Source organism: Halomonas sp. LBP4, from assembly GCF_003202205.1.
GTDB classification, from domain to species: Bacteria; Pseudomonadota; Gammaproteobacteria; order Pseudomonadales; family Halomonadaceae; genus Halomonas; species Halomonas flagellata.
In genome coordinates this window covers 430,090-451,373 of the sequence record NZ_PDOG01000004.1, presented here as the reverse complement: position 1 = coordinate 451,373, position 21,284 = coordinate 430,090, and the positions used below count along the sequence as shown (strand labels likewise).

Sequence of the window (21,284 nt, the reverse complement as noted above, 5' to 3'; positions counted from 1 at the left end):
GCCACAGTGACAGTGGCGGGCCCGTATCGGTGGCATCGAGCCAGGACGTTCTATTGCTGGAACTGGGACTCGATGGCCGACAGGGTGATCTCGACGCGGCGGTTCTGGGCACGCCCCGCCTCGTTGTCGTTACTGGCGATGGGCTGGGTCTGACCATACCCCCTCATCTGGAGGCGGCTCCGCGAGACACCGGACTGGGCCAGATAATTGCCGACGGACTCGGCACGTCGCTCGGAAAGCCTCTGGTTGTAGTCAGCATTGCCGGTACTGTCGGTATGGCCGGCGATGTTGACGCGAGTGTCGGTGTATTGCTGAAGCACCTGGGACACATCGTTGAGCGCATTGCGGGCGTTCGGGGTCAGCTCGCTGGAGTCGAAACCGAAGGTCACGCTGCTCGGCATGTTGAGCACGATGTCGTCGCCGCGACGATCGACCTCGATCCCGGTGCCCTGGGTGCTGGCGCGCAACTGCTCCTCCTGGCGGTCCATGTAGGCACCGATGCCCGCCCCGGCGGCAGCGCCAGCAGCGGCACCGATCAGGGCGCGATCACGGCGGCTGGTGCTGCCGTCTCCACTGAGCGCACCGGCGGCAGCGCCGACGGCAGCGCCAATGGCAGCGCCGGTCCCGGTCTTGCTGCGCTGGGTCTCGCCGGAGTAGGGGTCGGTCGTGGCACAGCCCATCAGCAGGGCGGCTGCAGCCACCGGCACGAAAAGACGAAGAGGCTTGATCATGGGGTCGTATCTCCTTGGTGATCGAAATGGCCTGCCATTCTATCCCTGACAGCCCCGATCCACACTGATCAGGGCCAGCAGCTCGTTCAAGAATAATAGACCTCGAGGGGATGCCTGCAGTCGGCCGGCATCTTCCACAAGAAGTCCTTTTTTGCGCGCCGCCGCCAACCGCTGCTCCAGTCGTGATGGCTCGCGCCCGGTACAGTGCGACCAGGTCGACAGCGGGACGCCGTCCACCAGCCGCAGGGCGTTCATGGCGAACTCCAGCGGCAGCTCCGCCTCGTCGATGAGGCTGCGGCCGGCGACGAAGCCTCGCGGGTCCTCGCGCCGGCGCAGGTAGGCGTCCGGCTGGCGTGACTTCCAGCGTCGCTCGATGGCCATGGCGCCGTCCGCCCCGCGCCGGCTCAGCTTGCCGTGGGCCCCCGCGCCGATGCCCAGGTAATCACCGAAGCGCCAGTAATTGAGATTGTGACGCGAGCGCCGGCCGCCACGGGCATAGGCGGAGATCTCGTAGCGCACCAGTCCGGCCGCTTCGAGGCGCTCATGGCCCAGGTCCTGGATATCCCACAGCACCTCCTCCTCGGGCAGCGGCGGCGGGTGGGAATGAAACTCGGTGTTGGGCTCCAGGGTCAGCTGGTACCAGGAGAGATGCTCCGGTGACAGGGCGAGCGCCGCCTCCAGGTCAGCCAGGGCAAGGGCCGGGGTCTGCCCCGGCAGGCCATGCATGAGATCGAGGTTGAGGTTGTCGAAGCCGGCCCGCCTGGCCTCGTCCACGGCCGCCACCGCATCGGCCCCCGAGTGGATCCGGCCCAGGGCGTCTAGCTGCTCGTCGTGGAAGCTCTGCACCCCCAGCGACAGGCGATTGATCCCCGCGGACCGGTAGCCGGCGAAGCGGCCACGCTCCAGGGTACCCGGATTGGCCTCGAGGGTGATCTCGATGTTCCGCGCCAGGGGCAGCCGGTCGGCCAACGCCTCGAGGAGGCCGGCGTAGAACCCCGCCGACATCAGGCTGGGCGTTCCGCCGCCGATGAAGACGCTGGCAAGCGGGCGCCCGGCGGCGAGCGGCAGGTCACCATCGAGATCGGCGATCAGTGCCGCCAGATACTCGTCCTCGGGCAACGCCGCGCCACGCCCCACGCCATGGGAGTTGAAATCGCAATAGGGGCACTTGCGCACGCACCAGGGCACGTGGACATAGAGCGCCAGGGGCGGCAGGGCGGGGGAAGCGTCCATCACTCGGCTGCTCCTCGGCGAGCGGGTGCCTCGCGCAGGGCCTCCACCAGGGCCTGCAGGGCACGACCGCGATGGCTGAAGCGGTTCTTCACCTCGGAGGAGAGCTCGGCAACGCTCATGCCCTGCTCGGGCAACCAGAACAGCGGGTCATAGCCGAAGCCGCCGTCGCCGCGCGGATGCGCCAGGATCTCACCCTCCCAGCAGCGCTGCACGATCAGGGGAACCGGATCCTCGGCATGGCGGAGATAGACCAGCACGCACCAGTAGCGCCCGGTACGACTGCCCTCCGGTACCGAAGACAGCGCCTCCAGCAGCTTCGCATTGTTGCGCGCATCGCTCTTCGGCTCACCGGCGTAGCGCGCCGAATGGATACCCGGCTGGCCATGCAGGGCGTCGACCTCGAGCCCGGAATCATCGGCCAGGGCGGGCCGCCCGCTGACGCGGCTCGCCTGGCGGGCCTTGAGCAGGGCATTCTCGACGAAGGTCAACCCGGTCTCCTCGGCCTCGGGTACCCGGAAGTCCGCCTGGGGGCGGACATCGAAGCCCAGGGGGCCGAGCAGTTGATGGAACTCCCGCAGCTTGCCGGCATTGCCGCTGGCCAGCACCAGAGGGGTCGGGGTCATGGTCGCTTCTCCAGGGTGGGCGTGGGTGCCCATTCTACGAGTCGGGCCTGGCCAGGGGAATGCACCCGAAAGGGTGATGAACGCCATACTGTCGGCATGAAGAAAAGCATGCTAAAGACTGAGAAGAAGATACAAGACTGGCACGGAATGGGCATGAATTTCATTGTCTCGGCGAACGCCCCCTCCGCTACCCGCTTCGCGCGTTACACGCAACCCTTTGTCATCATTGATAATTTGACAAGAGCAAGAAATATCTTCTAAAAAAGACAAAAGAACATAACCAAAAGTTAGTAATAAATTGTTACACCCTGACCGACACTCAATTGACCTCTTCAGTAAGTCCCGCTCAGCCTGAAGGATGGTCAGGGATGGGGGACTCCACCTGTGCTACCGTGGGAGTCACATCATGAATCAGGGTAAAGGAATCGTACTGCTGGTGACGACCAGCAATCCACAGACACAGCTTTTCATCGATTACCTGCATCAGCAGCTCGACTGCCCGGTATCGGTCGTGGCGCCGGCGGCCGACTGGAAGGGCAGGGACTCCTCTCACGTGCTGGTCCTGCTCGATGCGGATCACATCGACGAGGCCACCATGCAGCAGTGGCATGTCAAGGCCGCCGAAGAGACCGGCATGACCCTGGCCGCCTTCAACCTGCGTGACGAGGATCACGCGGTGGAGGTGCTCTCCGCCATGAACCTGCAAGGGGTCTTCTACCGCAGCGACCCCCTGCCGCTGATCTGCAAGGGACTCAATACCCTGATCGACGGCTACCTCTGGATGTCGCGCTCGCTGATGACCCGCATGATCCAGTTCTTCCGCCGCCAGCAGCTCAACTCCTATCGCCCGGTCTGTGGCCTGACCCACCGGGAGCTGGAGATCATCGCCATGCTGGGGACCGGGGCCTCGAACACCGAGATCGCCGATCAGCTGTTCGTCAGCGAACACACCGTCAAGTCGCACCTCTACAACATCTTCCGCAAGATCAAGGTACACAACCGCATCCAGGCGGTGAACTGGGCGCGCCAGAACCTGGGCGCCCCCCCGCCGCTGGTCGGCCGACGCCGACGCAACGAGCCCCCCTTGGCGTCCAACGGCCACTGAGCCGGGCCGCTTCAGATCAGCCGGGCATGCTCCTGGATCAGCCCCGCCAGGGTCTCGGCGGCGTTGTCGGCGGTGGTGTCGAGATGGACCAGATGGAGGCGTTCCTCGTCGGCGAAAGGCTCGAGATCGGCCTGCTGACGGGTCAGCACCGACAGGCTCGCTGCCACGGCGACTCCCTGCTGTCTGGCCCGCTTCTCGATGCGCCGGCGCAGGGTAACCTCATCGGCCTCGAAGCTGACGAGCAGGCACGGCAACCCCCGGGCCTCGGCCTGCTGGCGCAGCAGGTCGCGCTGCCAGCGGCGCAGGCAGGTCCCGTCGACACAGGCAGCAAGGCCCGCATCCAGCAGCATACCGGCGAGGCCGGCGAGCTGCCGGTAGGTGCGCTCGGTCGCCTCCCCGGAGAAGATATCCACAGGTGGTGTCGCGGTAGAGGGCTGTGGATCGATGCCGTATAGCCGACGCCGCTCGACATCGGAGCAGAGCCGTACGGCCCCCAGTCGCTGTACCAGCCCGCTGGTGAAACGACTCTTGCCACTGCCGCACACCCCGACGGCGATCACCAGCGGGGGAAAGCGGAATTCGGCGTGGCTCTCGGCCAGGCCGAGGAAGTGGCGACACTCGGCCATGGTCTCGGCGAGCAGCGCCGGATGTTCGGGATCCTGACCGGCCGGGGGACGCCGCTCCAGCGCCCGGCGCGCCCCACAGAGGGCATGGCAGGCCTGCCACAGCGCCAGCAGCCTGGCCGCCTCGTAGTCGCCGGAAAGCCGCAGGTAGTGGTCCAGGGCCTGATGTGCCAACCCGCGCTCATCGCGACTCTCCAGCCCCACCAGCAATGCAGCCAGATCGCTGGCCGGATCGGCCGGCAACTCGACGCCGGGCCCCGTGAGGTCCCGACCGATGGCATTGGCCAGCAGGACCCGTCCTCGGAAGCAGAGCCGGCTGCCGGGGTGAGCGAGTGCCCAGCTACGGCAGAGCCGTTCCCGACGCGCCTCGAAGACCGGTGCGAGACGCTGGATATCCTGCTCGAGCCACTCGACGAGATGCTGCAGGCGGGCCCGATCCTCGTCACCCTCGAGGCGCTTTTGGATAGCCCGCACTTCGCCCATGGCCATGGCCTCAGCCGCCTGCCGGCCGGCATCGGCGGAGGCCGTCGACAGGGCGGCATCGCGGTGAAAGACCGCCAGCCGCTCGACCAGCGCCTCCAGTTCGAGGGCCTCACTACCAGATGATGGGACGAACCCCGTTGTCTGGCTCATATTGCATCTCCATCCGGTATCGGGAAGCCGCCGGCGGGCAGCGTCTCATGCCTCCTGCATGGCGGCCAGGGCCTGCTCCGCCGCATCCAGTGTCACCTGGATGTCCTCCGGCGTGTGGGCACTGGACATGAACCCCGCCTCATAGGCCGAGGGCGCCAGATAGACTCCCCGGTCGAGCATCGCCGAGAAGAAGCGGCGGAAGGCGCCGGCATCGCAGGCCGTGGCCTGGGCGAAATTGTCGACCCGGCTCTGGCGGGTGAAGAAGACCCCGAACATGCCGCCGACCCGTTGGGTGATCATGTCGACGCCGGCCGCGTCGGCGCGCTCCTGCAGGCCATGACAGAGGGTAGCGACCCGCTGGGCCAGGGCATCGTGGAAGCCCGGAACCCGCAGCTTGGAGAGCAGGGCGATGCCGGCGGCCATGGCCAGCGGATTGCCCGACAGGGTGCCGGCCTGGTAGATCGGGCCCAGCGGCGAGATGTTCGACATGAGCGTCTCGCTGCCGCCGAAGGCCCCCACCGGCATGCCACCGCCGACGATCTTGCCCAGGCAGGTAAGGTCCGGCTTGACGTCATAGTGGGCCTGGGCCCCTCCCAGGGCGACCCGGAAGCCGGTCATCACCTCGTCGAAGATCAGCACGCTGTCATGGGCATTGCAGACCCGACGCAGGGTCTGCAGGAAGCCCGGCTGCGGCGGGATGCAGTTCATGTTGCCGGCCACCGGCTCGACGATGATGCAGGCCACCTGGTCGCCGATCTCCTCGAAGCACTGCTCGACGGCATCCAGGTCGTTGTAGGGCAGGGTGATGGTGTGCTCGGCCAGGGACGCCGGCACGCCCGGGGAACTCGGCTCGCCGTGGGTCAGGGCGCCGGAGCCGGCCTTGACCAGCAGCGAGTCGGAGTGGCCGTGGTAGTTGCCCTCGAACTTGACGATCTTGTCGCGTCCGGTGACGCCCCGCGCCAGGCGAATCGCCGACATGGTGGCCTCGGTGCCGGAGTTGACCATGCGCACCATCTCGATGGAGGGGATCATCTCGCAGATCAGATCGGCCATGGTGGTCTCGATGGCCGTGGGCGTCCCGAAGGAGAGGCCATTGTCGAGCCGCTCGCGCACCGCGGCAAGGACATCGGGGTCGGCATGGCCGGTGATCATCGGCCCCCAGGAGCCCACGTAATCGACGTAGCGCTTGCCCTCCACATCGAACAGGTAGGCACCCTGGGCACGCTCCATGAACACCGGCGGGCGCTCCAGCCCCTTGAAGGCACGCACCGGCGAATTGACGCCCCCGGGGATGTGATGGCAGGCCTGTTCGAAGAGCTGAGCGGATGTCGTCATGTCTACCTCGTGCAAAGGAAAGGGGGTCAGCCCGCGGCATCGGGCTGTGGACAAGTCACTGGACAAGCTGCCGGCCTCTATGTCCATTCTCGGTGCTCGCGCCGGCGATGGCCAGCCCGCCCTCATCCACGCGGTGTGTCCCCGGGCAAGCTCATCGGCGCCGGCAGCTGCCAGAGCCGCCGTGGCAGCGCCTGGTCATGGCCCGGTCGCCAGCCATGGGCCAGCGCCTGCCAGGTGAACGCCTGGGCCTGCTCACACGCCGTCACCACCGACTCGCCGGCCGCCAGGCGCGTCGCCAATGCCGCGGCGAGCGTGCAGCCGGAACCGTGGAAGTCGCCGTCGAGCCGCGGCCAGGACCACTGGCGGCTGACATCCGGCGCATGCAGGGTGTGCTCCACCCGGCCGGCCGGCACGCGTCCACTCGGGTCATCGGTGCCGGTCACCAGGACCGCCTGGCAGCCCAGCGTCATCAACTCCACCGCCCGTTCGGTATCATCTCCGTCGACACCGGCTGTCAACCGCGCCAGCTCCTGCCGATTGGGGGTGAGGATATCCACAAGGGGCAGCAGGCGCTCGCGGAAGGCATCCACCAGTTCGACTGTGGACAACTCACTGCCGCCACCCGCACGCAGCACCGGGTCCACCACCAGCGGCACCCCCGGAAGGCGGCGAACGATATCGGTCACGGCGTCGAGGGTCGCCGAGTGGGCCACCAGCCCGACCTTGATGGCGGCGATCTCGAACCCGTCGAGCGCCGCCATCATGCGCCGCATGGCGCCAGGGTCCACCGGCAGCACCTCGGCCACGTCCCGGCAGTTCTGCACGGTCAGCGCCGTGGGGATGGTCAGCGCCCAGCCGCCACAGGCGGCGATCGCCTCGGCGTCGGCCACCAGCCCGGCGCCCCCGGTGGGGTCGTGACCCGCCAGCACCAGGACCACCGGCAGATGGGGTGAGACATCGGAAGCGGCCACCATCAGAAGGGCTTGAGCACTGCGAGGAAGACGATGACCAGCAGGGCGATCACCGGCAGCTCGTTGAACCAGCGGAAGAAGACGTGACTCTTCGTGCAGCGGCCCTGGGCGAACTGCTTCAGATAGATCAGGCAGACATGGTGGTAGGCCACCAGCAGCGCCACCAGCAGCAGCTTGACGTGCATCCAGCCCTGGCCGAGCCAGGCGGGCGTCAGCAAGAGCATCCCACCGCCGAACAGCAGCACGACGATCATCGACGGCGTCATGATGCCGCGGTAGAGCTTGCGCTCCATGACCAGGAAGTGATCGATGGCCTGCTGCTCGCCGCGGTCGCGGGCCATGGCGTGATAGACGTACAGCCGCGGCAGATAGAACAGCGCGGCGAACCAGGTCACCATGGCAATCAGGTGCAGGGCCTTGATCCACAGGTACATTCGGGCTCCTCAGGACGGCGATGACGGGTCGAAACGGTAATAGCGCTCGATGGCGCCGCGGGTGATGATACCGGAAATCCGCTTCTGCTTCGGCCGGTGACCATGCTCCACGTAGAGGGCGTCCACCGCCTGGTCGTTGAGTCGGGCAAAGGCCTCGGACAGGGTCGCCTGCAGGTGGATCGGTGCCATCTCCAGGCGCAGGCCGGGAATCTCCAGCAGGTCGAGCAGTTCGCCGTCGTCCTGTGCCTCGCCCCCCGTCTCGTCCTGCCCCATCAGCCAGCGCGCCAGGTCGGCGGCCTTGAGGGCCAGGGTCGGCTGGTCATCGGTGGAGCGTTCGATCAACACCCAGACCGGATTGGCCTCGAGCAGGGCCCGGGCCTGGTCGCGGGTCACCATCCGTGGCGTCCGCACCAGGCTACGCTCCATCACCGCCGGCACCGAAACCCGGGAGAGCGCCTGCATCAGCGGCTGCTGGAGGGGATGCAGGCCGTGGCGGGTCATGCTGATGAAGAAGCCATCGCAGTGGCACAGCTGTCGTGTGGTCAGGCCGGACACCACCACCGCCAGCATCCCGGGCAGGATGATGTTGGGGTTGTGGGTCAGTTCGAGCAGCGCCATCAACGCCGCCAGCGGCGCCTGCAGCACCGCGCCCATCATCGCCGCCATGCCGAGCATGGCGTAGAGCCCCGGGTCGGCGGCGGCGCCCGGCCACAGCCAGTCCCCCGCCAGGCCCATCAGCGCCCCGGCGGCGGCGCCGATCACCAGCACCGGGCCGATGATGCCGATGGGCACGCCACTGGCCACGGTGAGGGCCGTGAGCAGCAGTTTCGCCACCACCAGCGCCAGCAGCACATCGACAGCGAGGTCGCCGGAGAGGGACGCCGCCAGGCTGTCATAGCCGATGCCCTGTACCTCCGGGTACCACCAGGCCACGCCCGCCGTGGCCACCGCCACCAGCGACAGGCGCAGCCAGACCCGCAGGCCGGTGATCCGCGAGCTCTTCGCCACATGGATGAAGACGCCGGCCAGCAGCCCGATCAGCAAGGCGGTGATCACGATCCAGGGCAGGTTGAACATCGACCCCAGGCTCACCGTGGGGACCTGGAAGGCCGGCTCGGCGCCATAGACCAGCTGGGCCACCACGGCGCCCATGGACGAGGCGAGGATCACCGGCATGAAGCCGGCGATGGTGTACTCCATCATCACCACTTCCATGGCGAAGATGACCCCGGCGATGGGGGTGTTGAAGGAGGCGGAGATACCCGCGGCCGTACCGCAGGCCACCAGCACTCGCAGGCTGTTGTGGGGCAACCGCAGCCGTTGGCCCAGGCCGCTGGAGGCCGCCGCGCCCAGGTGGATCGCCGGCCCCTCGCGACCGGCGGAGAGCCCGCCGAGCACCGAGACCACCCCCACCCACCACTGGTTGAGCCAGTTGCGCAGCGGGAAGCGTCCCTGATGGTAGGTCAGCCGCTCGATCACGTGACCGACACCCAGCTTGCGCGCCACCGCCGGCTGGCGCCACAGCAGCACACCGATCAGCGCCACCGCGACCAGCGGCATCGCCGACCGCAGCAGGGGCGGCAGGCCCTCGAAGGCCTCGGAATCGCCCCCCGGCATGAAGGCCAGGGCCCCCAGGTCGAGCAGCAGGCGGAAGCCCACCATCAGCCCCCCGGTGATCAGCCCCGAGAGCACCCCCAGCACGCACAGCTGGGGCAGGGCATCGACATTGGCCAGCTGGCGGCGAAAGCCTTCCAGGCTGAGATCAGGGAGCGAGAAGCGCGACACAGCGACGATCCTGTTCATCCGGTTCCGAAGAGCGGCCTGGGTAGGCCCCCTCTCTCTTGTGTATCATAAGCGTCATCAGAGGTCCCGGCTGCTGCACGCGTTCGACGCACCGTCCACGCCGGGTCAACAGGCTCGTCAGGCCATCAGGAAGGAGGGCATCGTGATCAAGGTCGGAATCGTCGGCGGCACCGGGTACACCGGGGTCGAACTGCTCAGGCTGCTGGCCCAGCACCCCGAGGTCGAGGTGGAGGCGATCACGTCTCGATCCGAGGCGGGCATGCGCGTCGGTGACATGTACCCCAACCTGCGCGGCCACTACGACGACCTGGCGTTCGGCGCCCCCGACGCCGAACGCCTCGGCGCCTGCGATGCGGTCTTCTTCGCCACGCCCCACGGCGTCGCCCATGCCCTGGCCGGCGAGCTGCTCGACAAGGGCACCCGGGTGATCGATCTCTCGGCGGACTTCCGCCTGCGCGACGCCGAGGAGTGGGCCCACTGGTACGGCCAGCCCCACGGCGCCCCGGAGCTGCTCGGCGAGGCCGTCTACGGCCTGCCCGAGATGCATCGCGAGGCGATCCGCGGGGCCCGCCTGATCGCGGTGCCCGGCTGCTACCCCACCGCCGTGCAGCTCGGCCTGCTGCCGCTGCTCGAGGCCGGCCTGATCGATGCCGACCGGGTGATCGCCGACTGCAAGTCCGGCGTCACCGGCGCCGGCCGCGGCGCCAAGGTGCCCTCGCTGCTGGCCGAGGCCAGCGAATCGATGAAGGCCTACGGCGCCGGCGGCCACCGCCATCTGCCGGAGATCCGCCAGGGGCTCGGCGACGCCGCCGGCGGCCCGGTGGGCCTGACCTTCGTACCCCACCTCACGCCGATGATCCGCGGCATCCATGCCACCCTCTACGGTCGGCTCACCGCCGAGCCAGGGGACCTGCAGGCGTTGTTCGAGCGGCGCTTCGCGGACGAACCCTTCGTCGACGTCATGCCCGCCGGCAGCCACCCCGAGACGCGCAGCGTCAAGGGCGCCAACCTCTGCCGACTCGCCGTGCACCGCCCCGGCGACGGCGACACCGTGGTGGTGCTGTCGGTGATCGACAACCTGGTCAAGGGCGCCTCCGGCCAGGCGGTCCAGAACCTCAACCTGATGTTCGGCTTCGACGAACGCGCCGGCCTGTCGGCCCCCGCGCTGATGCCCTGATCTCACTCCCCTGGACATTGAGGGCACCGAGGGAAGGTCCCTCCCACAAAAGTTGACCAATTTGCTGGGGATTGGGGATAATGGTCGGTCGAATTCTCCATTTCCCTTCAGGGAGCTCTTCCATGAGCGGTGCCGAATCCTTCGTCCCCACCCCCTTGATGCTGTCGGACAGCGCGCAAGCGCGTCTGCGGGCATTGATCGAGGAGGAGGGCAATGCCGAACTGAAACTGCGGGTCTACGTGACCGGCGGCGGCTGTTCGGGTTTCCAGTACGGCTTCGACTTCGCCGACGAGGTCGCCGAGGACGACACCCTGATCCCCTTCGGCGATGTCGCCCTGGTGGTCGACCCGCTCTCCTACCAGTACCTGGTCGGCTCCACCGTGGACTTCGAGGAGGGCCTGGCCGGCGCCCGCTTCCTGGTCCAGAACCCCAACGCCACCACCACCTGCGGCTGTGGCGCCTCCTTCATGGTCTGACCCCCCGTTGACCCCTCGTGCTCCCCGCGACTTGACGCTTTCCGGGAACCTCGCCAAGTTGAAAGGGTGAATCCCACCGGAAAAGTCCAATACACGGGGAGCCTCATGAACAGATCCTCCATCGCTTCACCGCTGGTGAAGCAAGTCACACTGGCCGCCACCCTGTCGCTGGGCCTCGGCCTCGCCGGCCACGCCATGGCCCAGACGCCCACCGTCAAGGTCGTCACCGACCCCAGCTTCGTGCCCTTCGAGATGATGGATGCGGACACCGGCGAGATGATCGGGTTCGACATGGACATCATCAACGAAGTGGCCGAGCGCGCCGGCTTCGAGGTGGACCTCACCACCATGGAGTTCGCCGGCATCATCCCGGCCGTGCAAACCGGCAGCCAGGAGATCGCCATCGCCGGGGTGACCATCACCGAGGAACGTGCCGAGATCGTCGACTACTCGGATCCCTACTACGATTCCGGCCTGCGGATCATCGTTCGCGCCGACAACGACAGCGTCGAGACCATCGAGGATCTCGAGGGCATGTCCATCGCCACCAAGATCGGCTCCACCAGCTACGACTACCTGCAGGAAACCCTGGGCGACAATGCCGACATCACCCCCTATCCGGGCACCTCGGACATGTACATGGCCCTGCTCGGCCGCAATGTCGATGCCGCCTTCTACGACGCTCCCAACGTCGCCTACTTCTCCCAGACCCGTGGGGAGGGTCGCACCAAGGTGGTGGGACCGCTCTACGAGGGCCAGCAGTACGGCATCGTCTTCCACAAGGGCAGCGAGTGGGTCGAGCCGGTGAACGAGGCGCTGGCCGCGATGCGCGAGGACGGCACCTACGACGAGATCTACGCGAAGTGGTTCGGCGAGTCGCCGAGCGACGACTGATCGACCAGTCGGCCTGATCGCCCCGCCAGCGTGCGAGGCATGAGCGGGGCCGGGCGGCAGGACCTCCCGGCTCCGTGTCGTTTCTGGCCCCCCGACATTCCGGAGACCCCCTCGTGGAAGTGACCTTTCAATTCGACTGGGCGGCGGCCTTCCGCTCGATTCCGCACCTGTTGCCGGGCATTCCCTGGACCCTGCTGATCTCCTTCGGCGGCCTGGCCATCGGCTTTTTCATCGGCATCTTCTTCGGCCTGCTGCGCATCAGCCCGCTGCGCTGGCTACGCTTCCCCGCGATCCTCTATATCGAGGTGTTTCGCGGTACCCCCATCCTGGTCCAGGTGCTGTTCATCTTCTACGGCCTGCCCCAGCTCCTCGGCGGCCCCATCAACGCCCTCACCGCCGGCATCGCCGCCATCGCGGTCAACTCCGGCGCCTACATCTCCGAAGTGGTGCGCGGCGGCGTGCAGTCCATCGAGCGCGGCCAGCGAGAGGCCTCGCTCTCGCTGGGCCTGTCCCGCACCCAGGCCTTCCGCTACGTGATCTGGCCCCAGGCCTTCCGGCGCATGATCCCGCCACTCGGCAACCAGGCCATCATCAGCATCAAGGACACCTCGCTGTTCTCGGTAATCGGCGTCGGCGAGCTGGTTCGCCAGGGGCAGATCTACATCGCCACCACCTTCACCGCCCTCGAGGTCTACCTGATGGTGGCCCTGATGTATCTGGCCATCACCTGGAGCCTCTCCATCGCGTTGCGCCAGCTTGAACGCCGCGGCCTGGTCGGCCAATGAAAGGGGAGAGCCAGCACATGACCCAAGGCGACACGACCTCCACGCCCATCGTGCGCATGGAGAAGGTCAACAAGCACTTCGGCAGCCTGCACGTGCTCAAGGATATCGACCTCGAGGTCCAGCACGGCGAGGTGGTGGTGGTGATCGGTGCCAGCGGCTCCGGGAAGTCGACCCTGATCCGCTGCATCAATGGCCTCGAGGAGTTCCAGCAGGGCCATATCGAGGTCGACGACAAGGAACTGCTGCCCGACGGCAAGAGCGCCAGGGCGCTGCAGAAGATCCGCACCGAAGTCGGCATGGTGTTCCAGCAGTTCAACCTCTTTCCTCATCTCAGCGTGCTCGACAACGTCATCCTGGCGCCGATGAAGGTACGCGGCTGGAGCCGGGCGGATGCCCTCGAGATCGCCGAACGGCTGCTCGAGCGCGTGGGCATCGCCGACCAGAGTGCCAAGCACCCTGCCCAGCTCTCCGGCGGCCAGCAGCAGCGCGTGGCCCTGGCCCGGGCGCTGGCCATGGAACCACGGCTGATGCTGTTCGACGAGCCCACCTCGGCACTCGACCCGGAGATGATCGGCGAGGTCCTCGACGCCATGCGCGAACTGGCGAAGGAGGGCATGACCATGGTGATCGTCACCCACGAGATGGGCTTCGCCCGCGAGGTGGCGGACCGGGTGATCTTCATCGACCGGGGGGAGATCGTCGAGCAGGGCCCTCCCGAGACGCTCTTCGACGCCCCGCAGAACGACCGCACCCGGAACTTCCTGTCGCGGGTGCTCAAGCACTGAATTCGGCCACGTTGCGCGGTTCAGCAGGGCCCTGTCGTTATCGACAGGGCCCTTTTTCTGCCTGTGGACAGAATTCCTGCACAGGGTCTCTCCAACGCGCTGTATCCCCCGTCACCGGCGGCTTCGCTGCTACCGCGCGGGGTTGTTCACAGTCGCGGGCACAAGCCCGGTAGCCGACGGTGGACAAGCGGTGCGCCGTCGCCGCTGTGGACAAGCCGCCATTCCGTCCACAGGCTCCCGACCGCCTGTCCGCAGCCGCCCAGCCCTTTGTCCAGCCTTTGGTCAACAAAATATATTGTTGATAGTAAAGAGATAAATCGGCTTATCCCCGGATTTTGTCCACACCAGTAGTTACTACCACAACAGAACTTCTCTCTTTTATTCTGTATTAACTGATAACCGGGAAGGGAAGCACGGCGTGTTCGACGGATCCGGGTGTGGAAAACCCTGACGATTACCCACAGGGGGTTTATACTGCCGGGCTGATTCGGACCGACTTTCCGATGACCGGTATCAACGACATCGGCGCCGCGGCGCCAACGAGGTGCAACTTGGAGTATCCCGACCGCTTTGACGTCATCGTCATCGGCGGTGGCCATGCGGGAACCGAAGCCGCTCTGGCCTCCGCTCGCCTGGGCTGTCAGACCCTGCTGCTGACCCACAACATCGAGACCCTGGGCCAGATGTCCTGCAATCCCGCCATCGGCGGTATCGGCAAGAGTCATCTGGTCAAGGAGATCGACGCCCTGGGCGGTGCCATGGGCCTGGCCACCGACCTGGGCGGCATCCAGTTCCGCGTGCTCAATGCCCGCAAGGGACCGGCGGTACGTGCCACCCGGGCCCAGGCCGATCGGGTTCGCTACAAGGCGGCGATTCGCACCATGCTGGAAACCCAGGCCAACCTGACGCTCTTCCAGCAGGCGGCCGGCGACCTGATCGTCGAGGGCGATACCGTGCGCGGCGTGGTCACCGAGACCGGCATCCGCTTCCTCGCCGAGAGCGTGGTGCTCGCCACCGGGACCTTCCTCGGCGGGGTGATCCATATCGGCCTCGACACCAGCCGTGGCGGTCGCGCCGGCGATCCGCCCTCCAATGCCCTGGCCGAGCGGCTGCGGGCATTGCCGTTCCGGGTCGACCGCCTCAAGACCGGCACCCCGCCGCGCATCGACGCCAGGAGCCTCGATTTCTCGGTGCTGGAGCAACAGCCCGGCGACACGCCGACGCCGGTGATGTCGTTCATGGGTCGGCGCAACATGCATCCGCGCCAGGTGAGCTGTCACATCGCCCACACCAACGAGCGCACCCACGAGATCATCCTGGCCAATCTCGATCGCTCGCCGATGTACTCCGGGGTGATCGAAGGAGTGGGGCCGCGCTACTGCCCCTCCATCGAGGACAAGGTGCATCGCTTCGCCGACAAGGCGAGCCACCAGGTGTTCATCGAGCCGGAAGGGCTCGATACCCACGAGCTCTACCCCAACGGCATCTCCACCTCGCTGCCCTTCGACGTGCAGCTGCAGGTGGTGCGCTCGATCGAGGGCCTGGAGAACGCGCACATCACCCGGCCCGGTTACGCCATCGAGTACGATTTCTTCGACCCGCGGGACCTGAAGCACTCGCTGGAGACCAAGTTTATCCACAACCTGTTCTTCGCCGGGCAGATCAACGGCACCACCGGCTACGAGGAGGCCGGGGCCCAGGGGCTGCTGGCCGGGCTCAATGCCGCCCGCCGTGCCAGGGGAGTCGAGGCCTGGTGGCCGCGCCGTGACGAGGCCTACCTGGGCGTGCTGGTGGACGACCTGATCACCCTGGGAACGAAGGAGCCCTACCGCATGTTCACCTCGCGGGCCGAGTACCGGCTGCTGCTGCGGGAGGACAACGCCGACCTGCGCCTCACCGAGCGTGGCCGTGCGCTGGGGCTGGTGGACGACGCCCGCTGGGCGGCCTTCACCGCCCGTCGCGAGGCCATCGAGGCCGAGAGTGCCCGGCTCCGGGCCACCTGGGTACAGCCCGGGAGCGCGGCCGCCGAGGCGGTCGAAGCCAAGACCGGCAAGGCGCTCGCCCGCGAGTACAGCCTGATGGACCTGCTCAAGCGCCCCGAGCTCGAGTATGCCGACGTGGCCGGGCTCTCCGGCGAGCCGGTGGGGGAGGACTCGGTCGCCGAGCAGGTGCAGATCCAGGCCAAGTACCAGGGCTACATCGACCGCCAGCAGGACGAGATCGACCGGCTCAAGCGCCACGAGGCCACGCCGCTGCCCGCCGACCTCGACTATGAGCGGGTCGAAGGCCTGTCCCACGAGATCCGCCAGAAGCTCGCCGCGGCGCGCCCGGCCACCCTGGCCCAGGCCTCGCGGATCTCCGGCGTGACCCCGGCGGCGGTGTCGATCCTGCTGATCCATCTCAAGAAACGACGCCTGCTCGACGACAGCCGGGTGGCCAGCGGATGACGGCAGTCGCCCCCCAGCTCGCCGAACGGCTCGACCAGGGCCTGGCACGACTCGACATCGCCGCCGATGATGAAACACGCCTCGGGCTGCTGCGCCTGGTGTCGCTATTGCACAAGTGGAATCGCGCCTATAACCTCACCGCGGTACGCGATCCCCTCGAGATGGTCTCCCGGCATCTGCTCGACAGCGCCGCCGTGCTGCCCTGGGTCCGGGGACCACGACTGCTCGATGTGGGGGCGGGAGCGGGACTGCCGGGACTGGTCCTGGCCATCCTCAGGCCGGAACTCGCGGTCACCCTGCTCGACAGCAACGGCAAGAAGGTACGCTTTCAACGCCAGGCCGTGCTGGAATTGGGGCTGAGCAATGTCACCCCGGTGCAGGCCCGGGTCGAGGCCATCCAGGGACGCTTCGACCAGATCATCTCGCGGGCCTTCGCCAGCCTGGGCGATTTCGTCGAGCTGAGCGAGCACCTGCTCGCCCCCGGGGGGCAGTGGCTGGCCATGAAGGGGCCGGCCGTGGAGGACGAACTGGCCGGATTGCCCGCCGAGGTCGCACCGATTGCGCGTCACGAGCTGACGGTACCCTTCGAGAGCGGTAGCCGCCGACTGGTGATTCTCGAGCGCCAAGGTTCCACCCCAGGCCGCCCCTGAGGCGTCCGTCACCCCAAGGATGACGACCGTGACCAAGATCATAGCCTTGACCAACCAGAAGGGCGGCGTGGGCAAGACCACTACCGCCGTGAACCTGGCCGCCAGCCTGGCCGCCCTGGACCGTCGCGTGCTGCTGGTCGACCTGGACCCCCAGGGCCATGCCACCATGGGCAGCGGCGTGGACAAGCACACGCTCGATGGCAGTGTGCTCGACGTGCTGCTGGGAGAGCGGCGCTCCATCGAGGTGATCCTCGACTGCCCGGCGGCCGGCTTCGCTCTGTTGCCGGGCAACGGCGACCTGACCGCTGCCGAGGTCGAGCTGCTCGACCGCGACGAGGGGCGCGAACGCTGCCTGGTCGAGGCCCTCTCCGATGTCGCCGGCGAGTATGACGTGGTGCTGATCGACTGTCCGCCGTCGCTCAACATGCTCACCGTCAATGCCCTGACCGCGGCCAACGGCGTGCTGATTCCGCTGCAGTGCGAGTTCTACGCCCTCGAGGGACTCTCGGCGCTGCTCGATACCGTCGAACAGATCAAGGACAGCGTGAACCTGGACCTGGAGGTCTATGGCATCCTGCGCACCATGTTCGACTCGCGCAACAGCCTGACGCGGGATGTCAGCAAGCAACTGCGCGACTACTTCGGTGATGCCCTGCTCAAGACCACCATCCCCCGCAACGTGCGGGTCGCCGAGGCGCCGAGCCATGGCCTGCCGGTGACCAAGTACGCGCGTTTCTCGCGGGGCAGCCAGGCCCATCGGGTGCTGGCCAAGGAGCTGATCCGCCGGCTGTCTCTGTAGACCGAGCGCTGTAATCCGCTGTGATGAGGGAATGTCGATGACGCGCAATAAACGCGCCCTGGGACGCGGCCTGGATGCCCTGATCGGGGCCAATGCCCGCCGCCGCGAGAATCTGGACCTTCCGGGGGTCGACCCGACCGGGCCGGAGGAGGGCGAGGCGCCGGTGGCCGAGGAGCGACTCGAACGCCTGTCGCTGGGCCAGCTCACCCGCGGCAAGTATCAGCCGCGGCGCGATATCCAGCCCGAGGCGCTGGAGGAACTCGCCGACTCGATCCGCGCCCAGGGCGTGATGCAGCCCATCGTGGTGCGTCCCGTCGCCAAGGATCGCTACGAGATCATCGCCGGCGAACGTCGCTGGCGTGCCGCCCAGCTGGCGGAGCTGGACGTCATTCCCGCGGTCATCCGCGACGTCAGCGACCAGGTGGCGCTGGCGCTGGCGCTGATCGAGAACATCCAGCGCGAGAACCTCAATCCGGTGGAGGAGGCGATGGCCCTCAAGCGTCTGCTCGAGGAGTTCGAACTCACCCAGCAGCAGGCGGCCGATGCCGTGGGACGGTCCCGCGCCCAGGTGGCCAACCTGCTGCGCCTGCTCACCCTCGACCCGGAGGTCCAGACCCTGCTCGAGCGCGGCGACCTGGACATGGGGCACGCCCGGGCCCTGCTGGCGCTGTCCGGGGCGAAGCAGCGCAAGGCGGCCCACGAGGTGGTCAACAAGGATCTCACCGTCCGAGACACCGAGGCGCTGGTCAAGCGGCTCGCCGCCGGCGAGCCGCGCAAGGCCGAGCGGCCGGCGCCGAGCCCCGATGTGGCGCGTCTCGAGACCCGGCTGGGCGAGCTGCTCGGCGCGCCGGTGAAGATCCAGCACGGTCGCGGCGGCAAGGGGCGGGTCACGATCCGCTACGCCAGCCTCGACGAACTGGACGGCATCCTGGAGCACATTCGTTGAGGGCGGTGCCGGACAGGGCGGCGCGCGCCGGCCAATGTCGACAACCCGTCCCCCTTTGGTCGAAAAGTGACCGGATATCCTCGGAATCGACACCGCTCTGGTTGAACGGCCGGAGGGGCTTCCCTATAATCCGCCGGTGTTTGTCCGCGCGGGACGCAGCGCCGCAGACGGCGCTGCCTCGTCCGCTGGAAGTCATGGGGAGTCGGCATGGCTAGGTCCCGTGCGGAGCGACGACTTCCGAATCATCGTCGCCTTCTGCAGGCCCAGGGACTGGCCATCATCGTCATGGCTGTCCTCGGCTTCGCGGTCGGCGGGCAGAAGGCAGCCATCTCGGCGGCGACCGGCGGGCTGATCTGTCTTCTTCCCAACCTGTATTTCGTATGGCGGGTCGGCAGCCAGCGTGCCGGCCGACATGCAAGGCGCTTCGTGTCGATTTTCTATCGGGCCGAGGCGGGCAAGTTTGGTTTGACGGTGGCACTGTTCGCCCTGGTGTTCGTGACAGTGCCCCCCTCAAACCCGGCTTTTTTCTTTGGCGCATACGTGGCGGTTCACCTCATGCACTGGCTGGCTCCCTGGCTGCTGCGTGACTGACCGACCCCAACGAGAGGCAGACCCATGGCTGGCAATACCCCCTCGCCGAGCGAATATATCAGGCACCACCTGCAGAACCTGACCTTCGGCAAGCATCCCGAGAATGGCTGGTCGCTGGCTCACTCCGCCGAGGAGGCCCAGGAGATGGGCTTCTGGGCACTGCATCTGGATACCATGGGCTGGTCCATCGCCATGGGGGCGCTGTTCATCTGGCTGTTCCGCAAGGCCGGCAAGGTGGCGACAACCGGGGTTCCCGGTACCCTGCAGAATGTCGTCGAGATGGTCATCGAGTTCGTCGAGCTCACCGTCCGCGGGGCCTTCCACGGCAGGAATTCCGTCATCGCCCCGCTGGCCCTGACGCTGTTCGTCTGGATCTTCCTGATGAACTTCCTCAAGCTGATTCCGGTGGATTACGTGCCCGAGATCTTCCTGCGCCTCGGCGTCGACTACATGAAGATGGTGCCCACCACCGATCCCAATGCCACCCTGGGCATGGCCCTGGGGGTCTTTCTGCTGATCATCTACTACAGTCTGAAGGTCAAGGGCGCCGGTGGTTTCGCCAAGGAGCTCTCGCTCACTCCGTTCAACCACTGGTCGCTGATTCCCTTCAACCTGGTCATGGAGCTGATCGGCCTGCTGGTCAAGCCGCTGAGCCTGGGCCTGCGTCTGTTCGGCAACATGTTCGCCGGCGAGGTGATCTTCATCCTGATCGCCCTGCTGCCGTTCTGGGCCATCTGGGTGCTGGATGTGCCCTGGGCGATCTTCCACCTCCTGATCATCACCCTTCAGGCCTTCATCTTCACCGTGCTGTCCGTCGTCTACCTGAACCAGGCGCACGAACATCACTGAAACGAGCAACGCTTGCACTTTCATCAACCCTTAACCCCTTGAACCTCAACTCGAGAAAACTAGGAGCACCACCATGGAACTCGTCTACATTGCTGCGTCCCTCATGATCGGCCTGGGCGCCCTGGGTACCGGTATCGGCTTCGCCCTGCTGGGTGGCAAGCTGCTGGAATCCACTGCCCGCCAGCCGGAGCTGGGCGATCAGCTGCAGACCAAGACCTTCCTGATGGCGGGCCTGCTGGACGCCGTGCCGATGATCGGTGTCGGTATCGCGATGTACCTGATCTTCGTCGTTGCCGGTTAATGACAGCACCGGGCGCCCGGCGCTCGGTGTGTTCGTTTCCGGTCGCCACGAACCTGTCAGAGGTACATCCCTGTGAATATCAACATGACGCTTATCGGACAGACGATCGCCTTCGCGATCTTTGTCTGGTTTTGCCTGAAGTACGTGTGGCCACCGATCAGCAATGCGCTCCACGAGCGTCAGAAGAAGATCGCCGATGGCCTCGATGCGGCCAGCCGTGCAACCCGTGACCTCGAGCTCGCCCAGGAGCGCGCCAACGAGACCCTGCGCGAGAGCAAGGAGCAGGCCTCCCAGATCCTCGAGCAGGCGAACAAGCGCTCCGCTCAGATGATCGAGGAGGCCCGCGAGCAGGCCCGTGCCGAAGGCGAGCGATTGGTCGCCGGCGCGCGCGCCGAGATCGAGCAGGAAATCCACCGCGCCAAGGACGAGCTGCGTGCCCAGGTGTCGACGCTGGCCGTCGCCGGTGCCGAGCGTGTCCTTGAAGCCTCCGTCGACGAGAAGGCACATCGCAAGCTGCTCGACAAGCTTGCCGCCGAACTGTGAGGAGGTGATCCATGGCGGAACTGTCTACCGTCGCTCGACCCTACGCCAAGGCGGCATTCGAGTACGCACGCGATCATCAGGTGCTGGACGCCTGGGCCGGCTGGCTCGCGATGCTGGGCCAGGTCGCTGCCGACCGTGATGTCCAGAAGCTGCTCTCCAGCCCGAAGCTGTCCACCGAGCGCAAGGTGGCCCTGGTCATCGAGGTGGCCGACGTCGATGTCGACCACGCCGCGCGTCGCTTCCTCGAGACCCTCGGAGAGAAGGGGCGCCTGGCGGCCCTGACCGACATCGCCGAGCAGTTCGAGCGGATGCGCGCGGAGCTCGAGAAGCGCATCGACGTCACCGTGGTCTCGGCCTATGCGCTCGATGACAAGCAGCAGCAGAAGCTCGCCGGCGCGCTCAAGAAGCGCCTGAATCGCGAAATCTCCATTACCACTCAGGTGGACCCGACGCTTCTCGGCGGTGTCATCCTGCGTACCGGCGACACCGTCATCGACGGTTCGGTACGCGGTCGACTCAACCGCCTCACCGAAGCCCTTTCCGCCTGAGT

General features: G+C 66.8%; 23 protein-coding genes. 15 read left to right on the top strand and 8 right to left on the bottom strand.

What is annotated here, in order from left to right; translation table 11 throughout:
- Positions 1-50: 50 nt before the first annotated feature.
- Genes CR157_RS15520 through rdgB form a run of 3 tightly spaced genes read right to left on the bottom strand, consistent with a single transcriptional unit; the run spans position 51 to position 2,587 of the window.
- Positions 51-731, bottom strand: a complete 681-nt coding sequence (locus CR157_RS15520) for an OmpA family protein (protein ID WP_181422077.1) — start codon at positions 729-731, stop codon at positions 51-53.
- A 39-nt stretch (positions 732-770) separates the two neighbouring features.
- Positions 771-1,964 (bottom strand): radical SAM family heme chaperone HemW, encoded by a 1,194-nt coding sequence (gene hemW / locus CR157_RS15515; RefSeq protein WP_110284421.1) that lies wholly within the window; start codon positions 1,962-1,964, stop codon positions 771-773.
- Complete coding sequence (gene rdgB / locus CR157_RS15510) at positions 1,964-2,587, bottom strand: RdgB/HAM1 family non-canonical purine NTP pyrophosphatase (protein ID WP_110284420.1); 624 nt, start codon at positions 2,585-2,587, stop codon at positions 1,964-1,966. The genes hemW and rdgB overlap by 1 nt, the downstream gene beginning before the upstream one ends.
- A gap of 406 nt (positions 2,588-2,993) precedes the next feature.
- Here rdgB and CR157_RS15505 point away from each other — a divergent pair, with 406 nt between their 5' ends.
- Positions 2,994-3,692: a response regulator transcription factor gene (locus tag CR157_RS15505; protein ID WP_110284419.1), complete on the top strand. Its 699-nt coding sequence runs from the start codon at positions 2,994-2,996 to the stop codon at positions 3,690-3,692.
- Positions 3,693-3,703: 11 nt separating this feature from the next.
- Here the strand turns inward: CR157_RS15505 and CR157_RS15500 are convergent, their stop codons facing one another.
- The 5 genes from CR157_RS15500 to CR157_RS15480 form a co-directional block, all read right to left on the bottom strand.
- The gene (locus CR157_RS15500) at positions 3,704-4,948 is read right to left on the bottom strand and encodes an AAA family ATPase (protein ID WP_110284418.1); all 1,245 of its coding nucleotides are present in this window, start codon (positions 4,946-4,948) and stop codon (positions 3,704-3,706) included.
- Positions 4,949-4,993: 45 nt separating this feature from the next.
- Positions 4,994-6,283, bottom strand: a complete 1,290-nt coding sequence (hemL, locus tag CR157_RS15495) for a glutamate-1-semialdehyde 2,1-aminomutase (RefSeq protein WP_110284417.1) — start codon at positions 6,281-6,283, stop codon at positions 4,994-4,996.
- A gap of 122 nt (positions 6,284-6,405) precedes the next feature.
- A complete protein-coding gene (gene thiD, locus CR157_RS15490; protein ID WP_110284416.1) occupies positions 6,406-7,257 on the bottom strand; it encodes a bifunctional hydroxymethylpyrimidine kinase/phosphomethylpyrimidine kinase in 852 nt (283 codons plus the stop codon).
- On the bottom strand, positions 7,257-7,688 hold the full coding sequence (hemJ, locus tag CR157_RS15485; RefSeq protein ID WP_110284415.1) for a protoporphyrinogen oxidase HemJ: 432 nt from the start codon (positions 7,686-7,688) through the stop codon (positions 7,257-7,259). Before hemJ ends, thiD begins: the two co-directional genes overlap by 1 nt.
- A gap of 9 nt (positions 7,689-7,697) precedes the next feature.
- A complete protein-coding gene (locus CR157_RS15480; RefSeq protein ID WP_110284414.1) occupies positions 7,698-9,473 on the bottom strand; it encodes a chloride channel protein in 1,776 nt (591 codons plus the stop codon).
- 160 nt (positions 9,474-9,633) lie between these two features.
- On the opposite strand from CR157_RS15480, the gene argC reads away from it, so the two are divergent.
- The 14 genes from argC (at position 9,634) to CR157_RS15410 (ending at position 21,282) form a co-directional block, all read left to right on the top strand.
- A complete protein-coding gene (gene argC, locus CR157_RS15475) occupies positions 9,634-10,668 on the top strand; it encodes an N-acetyl-gamma-glutamyl-phosphate reductase (RefSeq protein WP_110284413.1) in 1,035 nt (344 codons plus the stop codon).
- Positions 10,669-10,790: 122 nt separating this feature from the next.
- A complete protein-coding gene (gene erpA, locus CR157_RS15470; protein ID WP_110284412.1) occupies positions 10,791-11,144 on the top strand; it encodes an iron-sulfur cluster insertion protein ErpA in 354 nt (117 codons plus the stop codon).
- A gap of 105 nt (positions 11,145-11,249) precedes the next feature.
- Positions 11,250-12,038: a transporter substrate-binding domain-containing protein gene (locus tag CR157_RS15465; protein ID WP_110284411.1), complete on the top strand. Its 789-nt coding sequence runs from the start codon at positions 11,250-11,252 to the stop codon at positions 12,036-12,038.
- A gap of 113 nt (positions 12,039-12,151) precedes the next feature.
- A complete protein-coding gene (locus CR157_RS15460) occupies positions 12,152-12,823 on the top strand; it encodes an amino acid ABC transporter permease (RefSeq protein ID WP_110284410.1) in 672 nt (223 codons plus the stop codon).
- A gap of 17 nt (positions 12,824-12,840) precedes the next feature.
- On the top strand, positions 12,841-13,608 hold the full coding sequence (locus CR157_RS15455; RefSeq protein WP_110284409.1) for an amino acid ABC transporter ATP-binding protein: 768 nt from the start codon (positions 12,841-12,843) through the stop codon (positions 13,606-13,608).
- Positions 13,609-14,159: 551 nt separating this feature from the next.
- A complete protein-coding gene (mnmG, locus tag CR157_RS15450) occupies positions 14,160-16,055 on the top strand; it encodes a tRNA uridine-5-carboxymethylaminomethyl(34) synthesis enzyme MnmG (protein WP_110284408.1) in 1,896 nt (631 codons plus the stop codon).
- Positions 16,052-16,705, top strand: coding sequence for a 16S rRNA (guanine(527)-N(7))-methyltransferase RsmG (gene rsmG / locus CR157_RS15445; protein ID WP_110284407.1), 654 nt, complete (start codon positions 16,052-16,054; stop codon positions 16,703-16,705). The genes mnmG and rsmG overlap by 4 nt, the downstream gene beginning before the upstream one ends.
- Positions 16,706-16,733: 28 nt before the next feature.
- Positions 16,734-17,504 carry a ParA family protein gene (locus CR157_RS15440; protein ID WP_110284406.1) on the top strand — a complete coding sequence of 257 codons (771 nt, stop codon included), beginning with the start codon at positions 16,734-16,736 and terminating at the stop codon, positions 17,502-17,504.
- A gap of 37 nt (positions 17,505-17,541) precedes the next feature.
- A complete protein-coding gene (locus CR157_RS15435) occupies positions 17,542-18,450 on the top strand; it encodes a ParB/RepB/Spo0J family partition protein (RefSeq protein ID WP_110284405.1) in 909 nt (302 codons plus the stop codon).
- Positions 18,451-18,657: 207 nt separating this feature from the next.
- On the top strand, positions 18,658-19,041 hold the full coding sequence (locus tag CR157_RS15430) for an ATP synthase subunit I (protein ID WP_110284404.1): 384 nt from the start codon (positions 18,658-18,660) through the stop codon (positions 19,039-19,041).
- Positions 19,042-19,065: 24 nt separating this feature from the next.
- On the top strand, positions 19,066-19,890 hold the full coding sequence (atpB, locus tag CR157_RS15425) for a F0F1 ATP synthase subunit A (RefSeq protein WP_110284403.1): 825 nt from the start codon (positions 19,066-19,068) through the stop codon (positions 19,888-19,890).
- Between the two features lie 73 nt (positions 19,891-19,963).
- A complete protein-coding gene (atpE, locus tag CR157_RS15420; RefSeq protein ID WP_110284402.1) occupies positions 19,964-20,191 on the top strand; it encodes a F0F1 ATP synthase subunit C in 228 nt (75 codons plus the stop codon).
- Between the two features lie 72 nt (positions 20,192-20,263).
- Positions 20,264-20,734 (top strand): F0F1 ATP synthase subunit B, encoded by a 471-nt coding sequence (locus CR157_RS15415; RefSeq protein WP_110284401.1) that lies wholly within the window; start codon positions 20,264-20,266, stop codon positions 20,732-20,734.
- Positions 20,735-20,745: 11 nt separating this feature from the next.
- On the top strand, positions 20,746-21,282 hold the full coding sequence (locus tag CR157_RS15410) for a F0F1 ATP synthase subunit delta (RefSeq protein WP_110284400.1): 537 nt from the start codon (positions 20,746-20,748) through the stop codon (positions 21,280-21,282).
- Positions 21,283-21,284 lie beyond the last annotated feature (2 nt).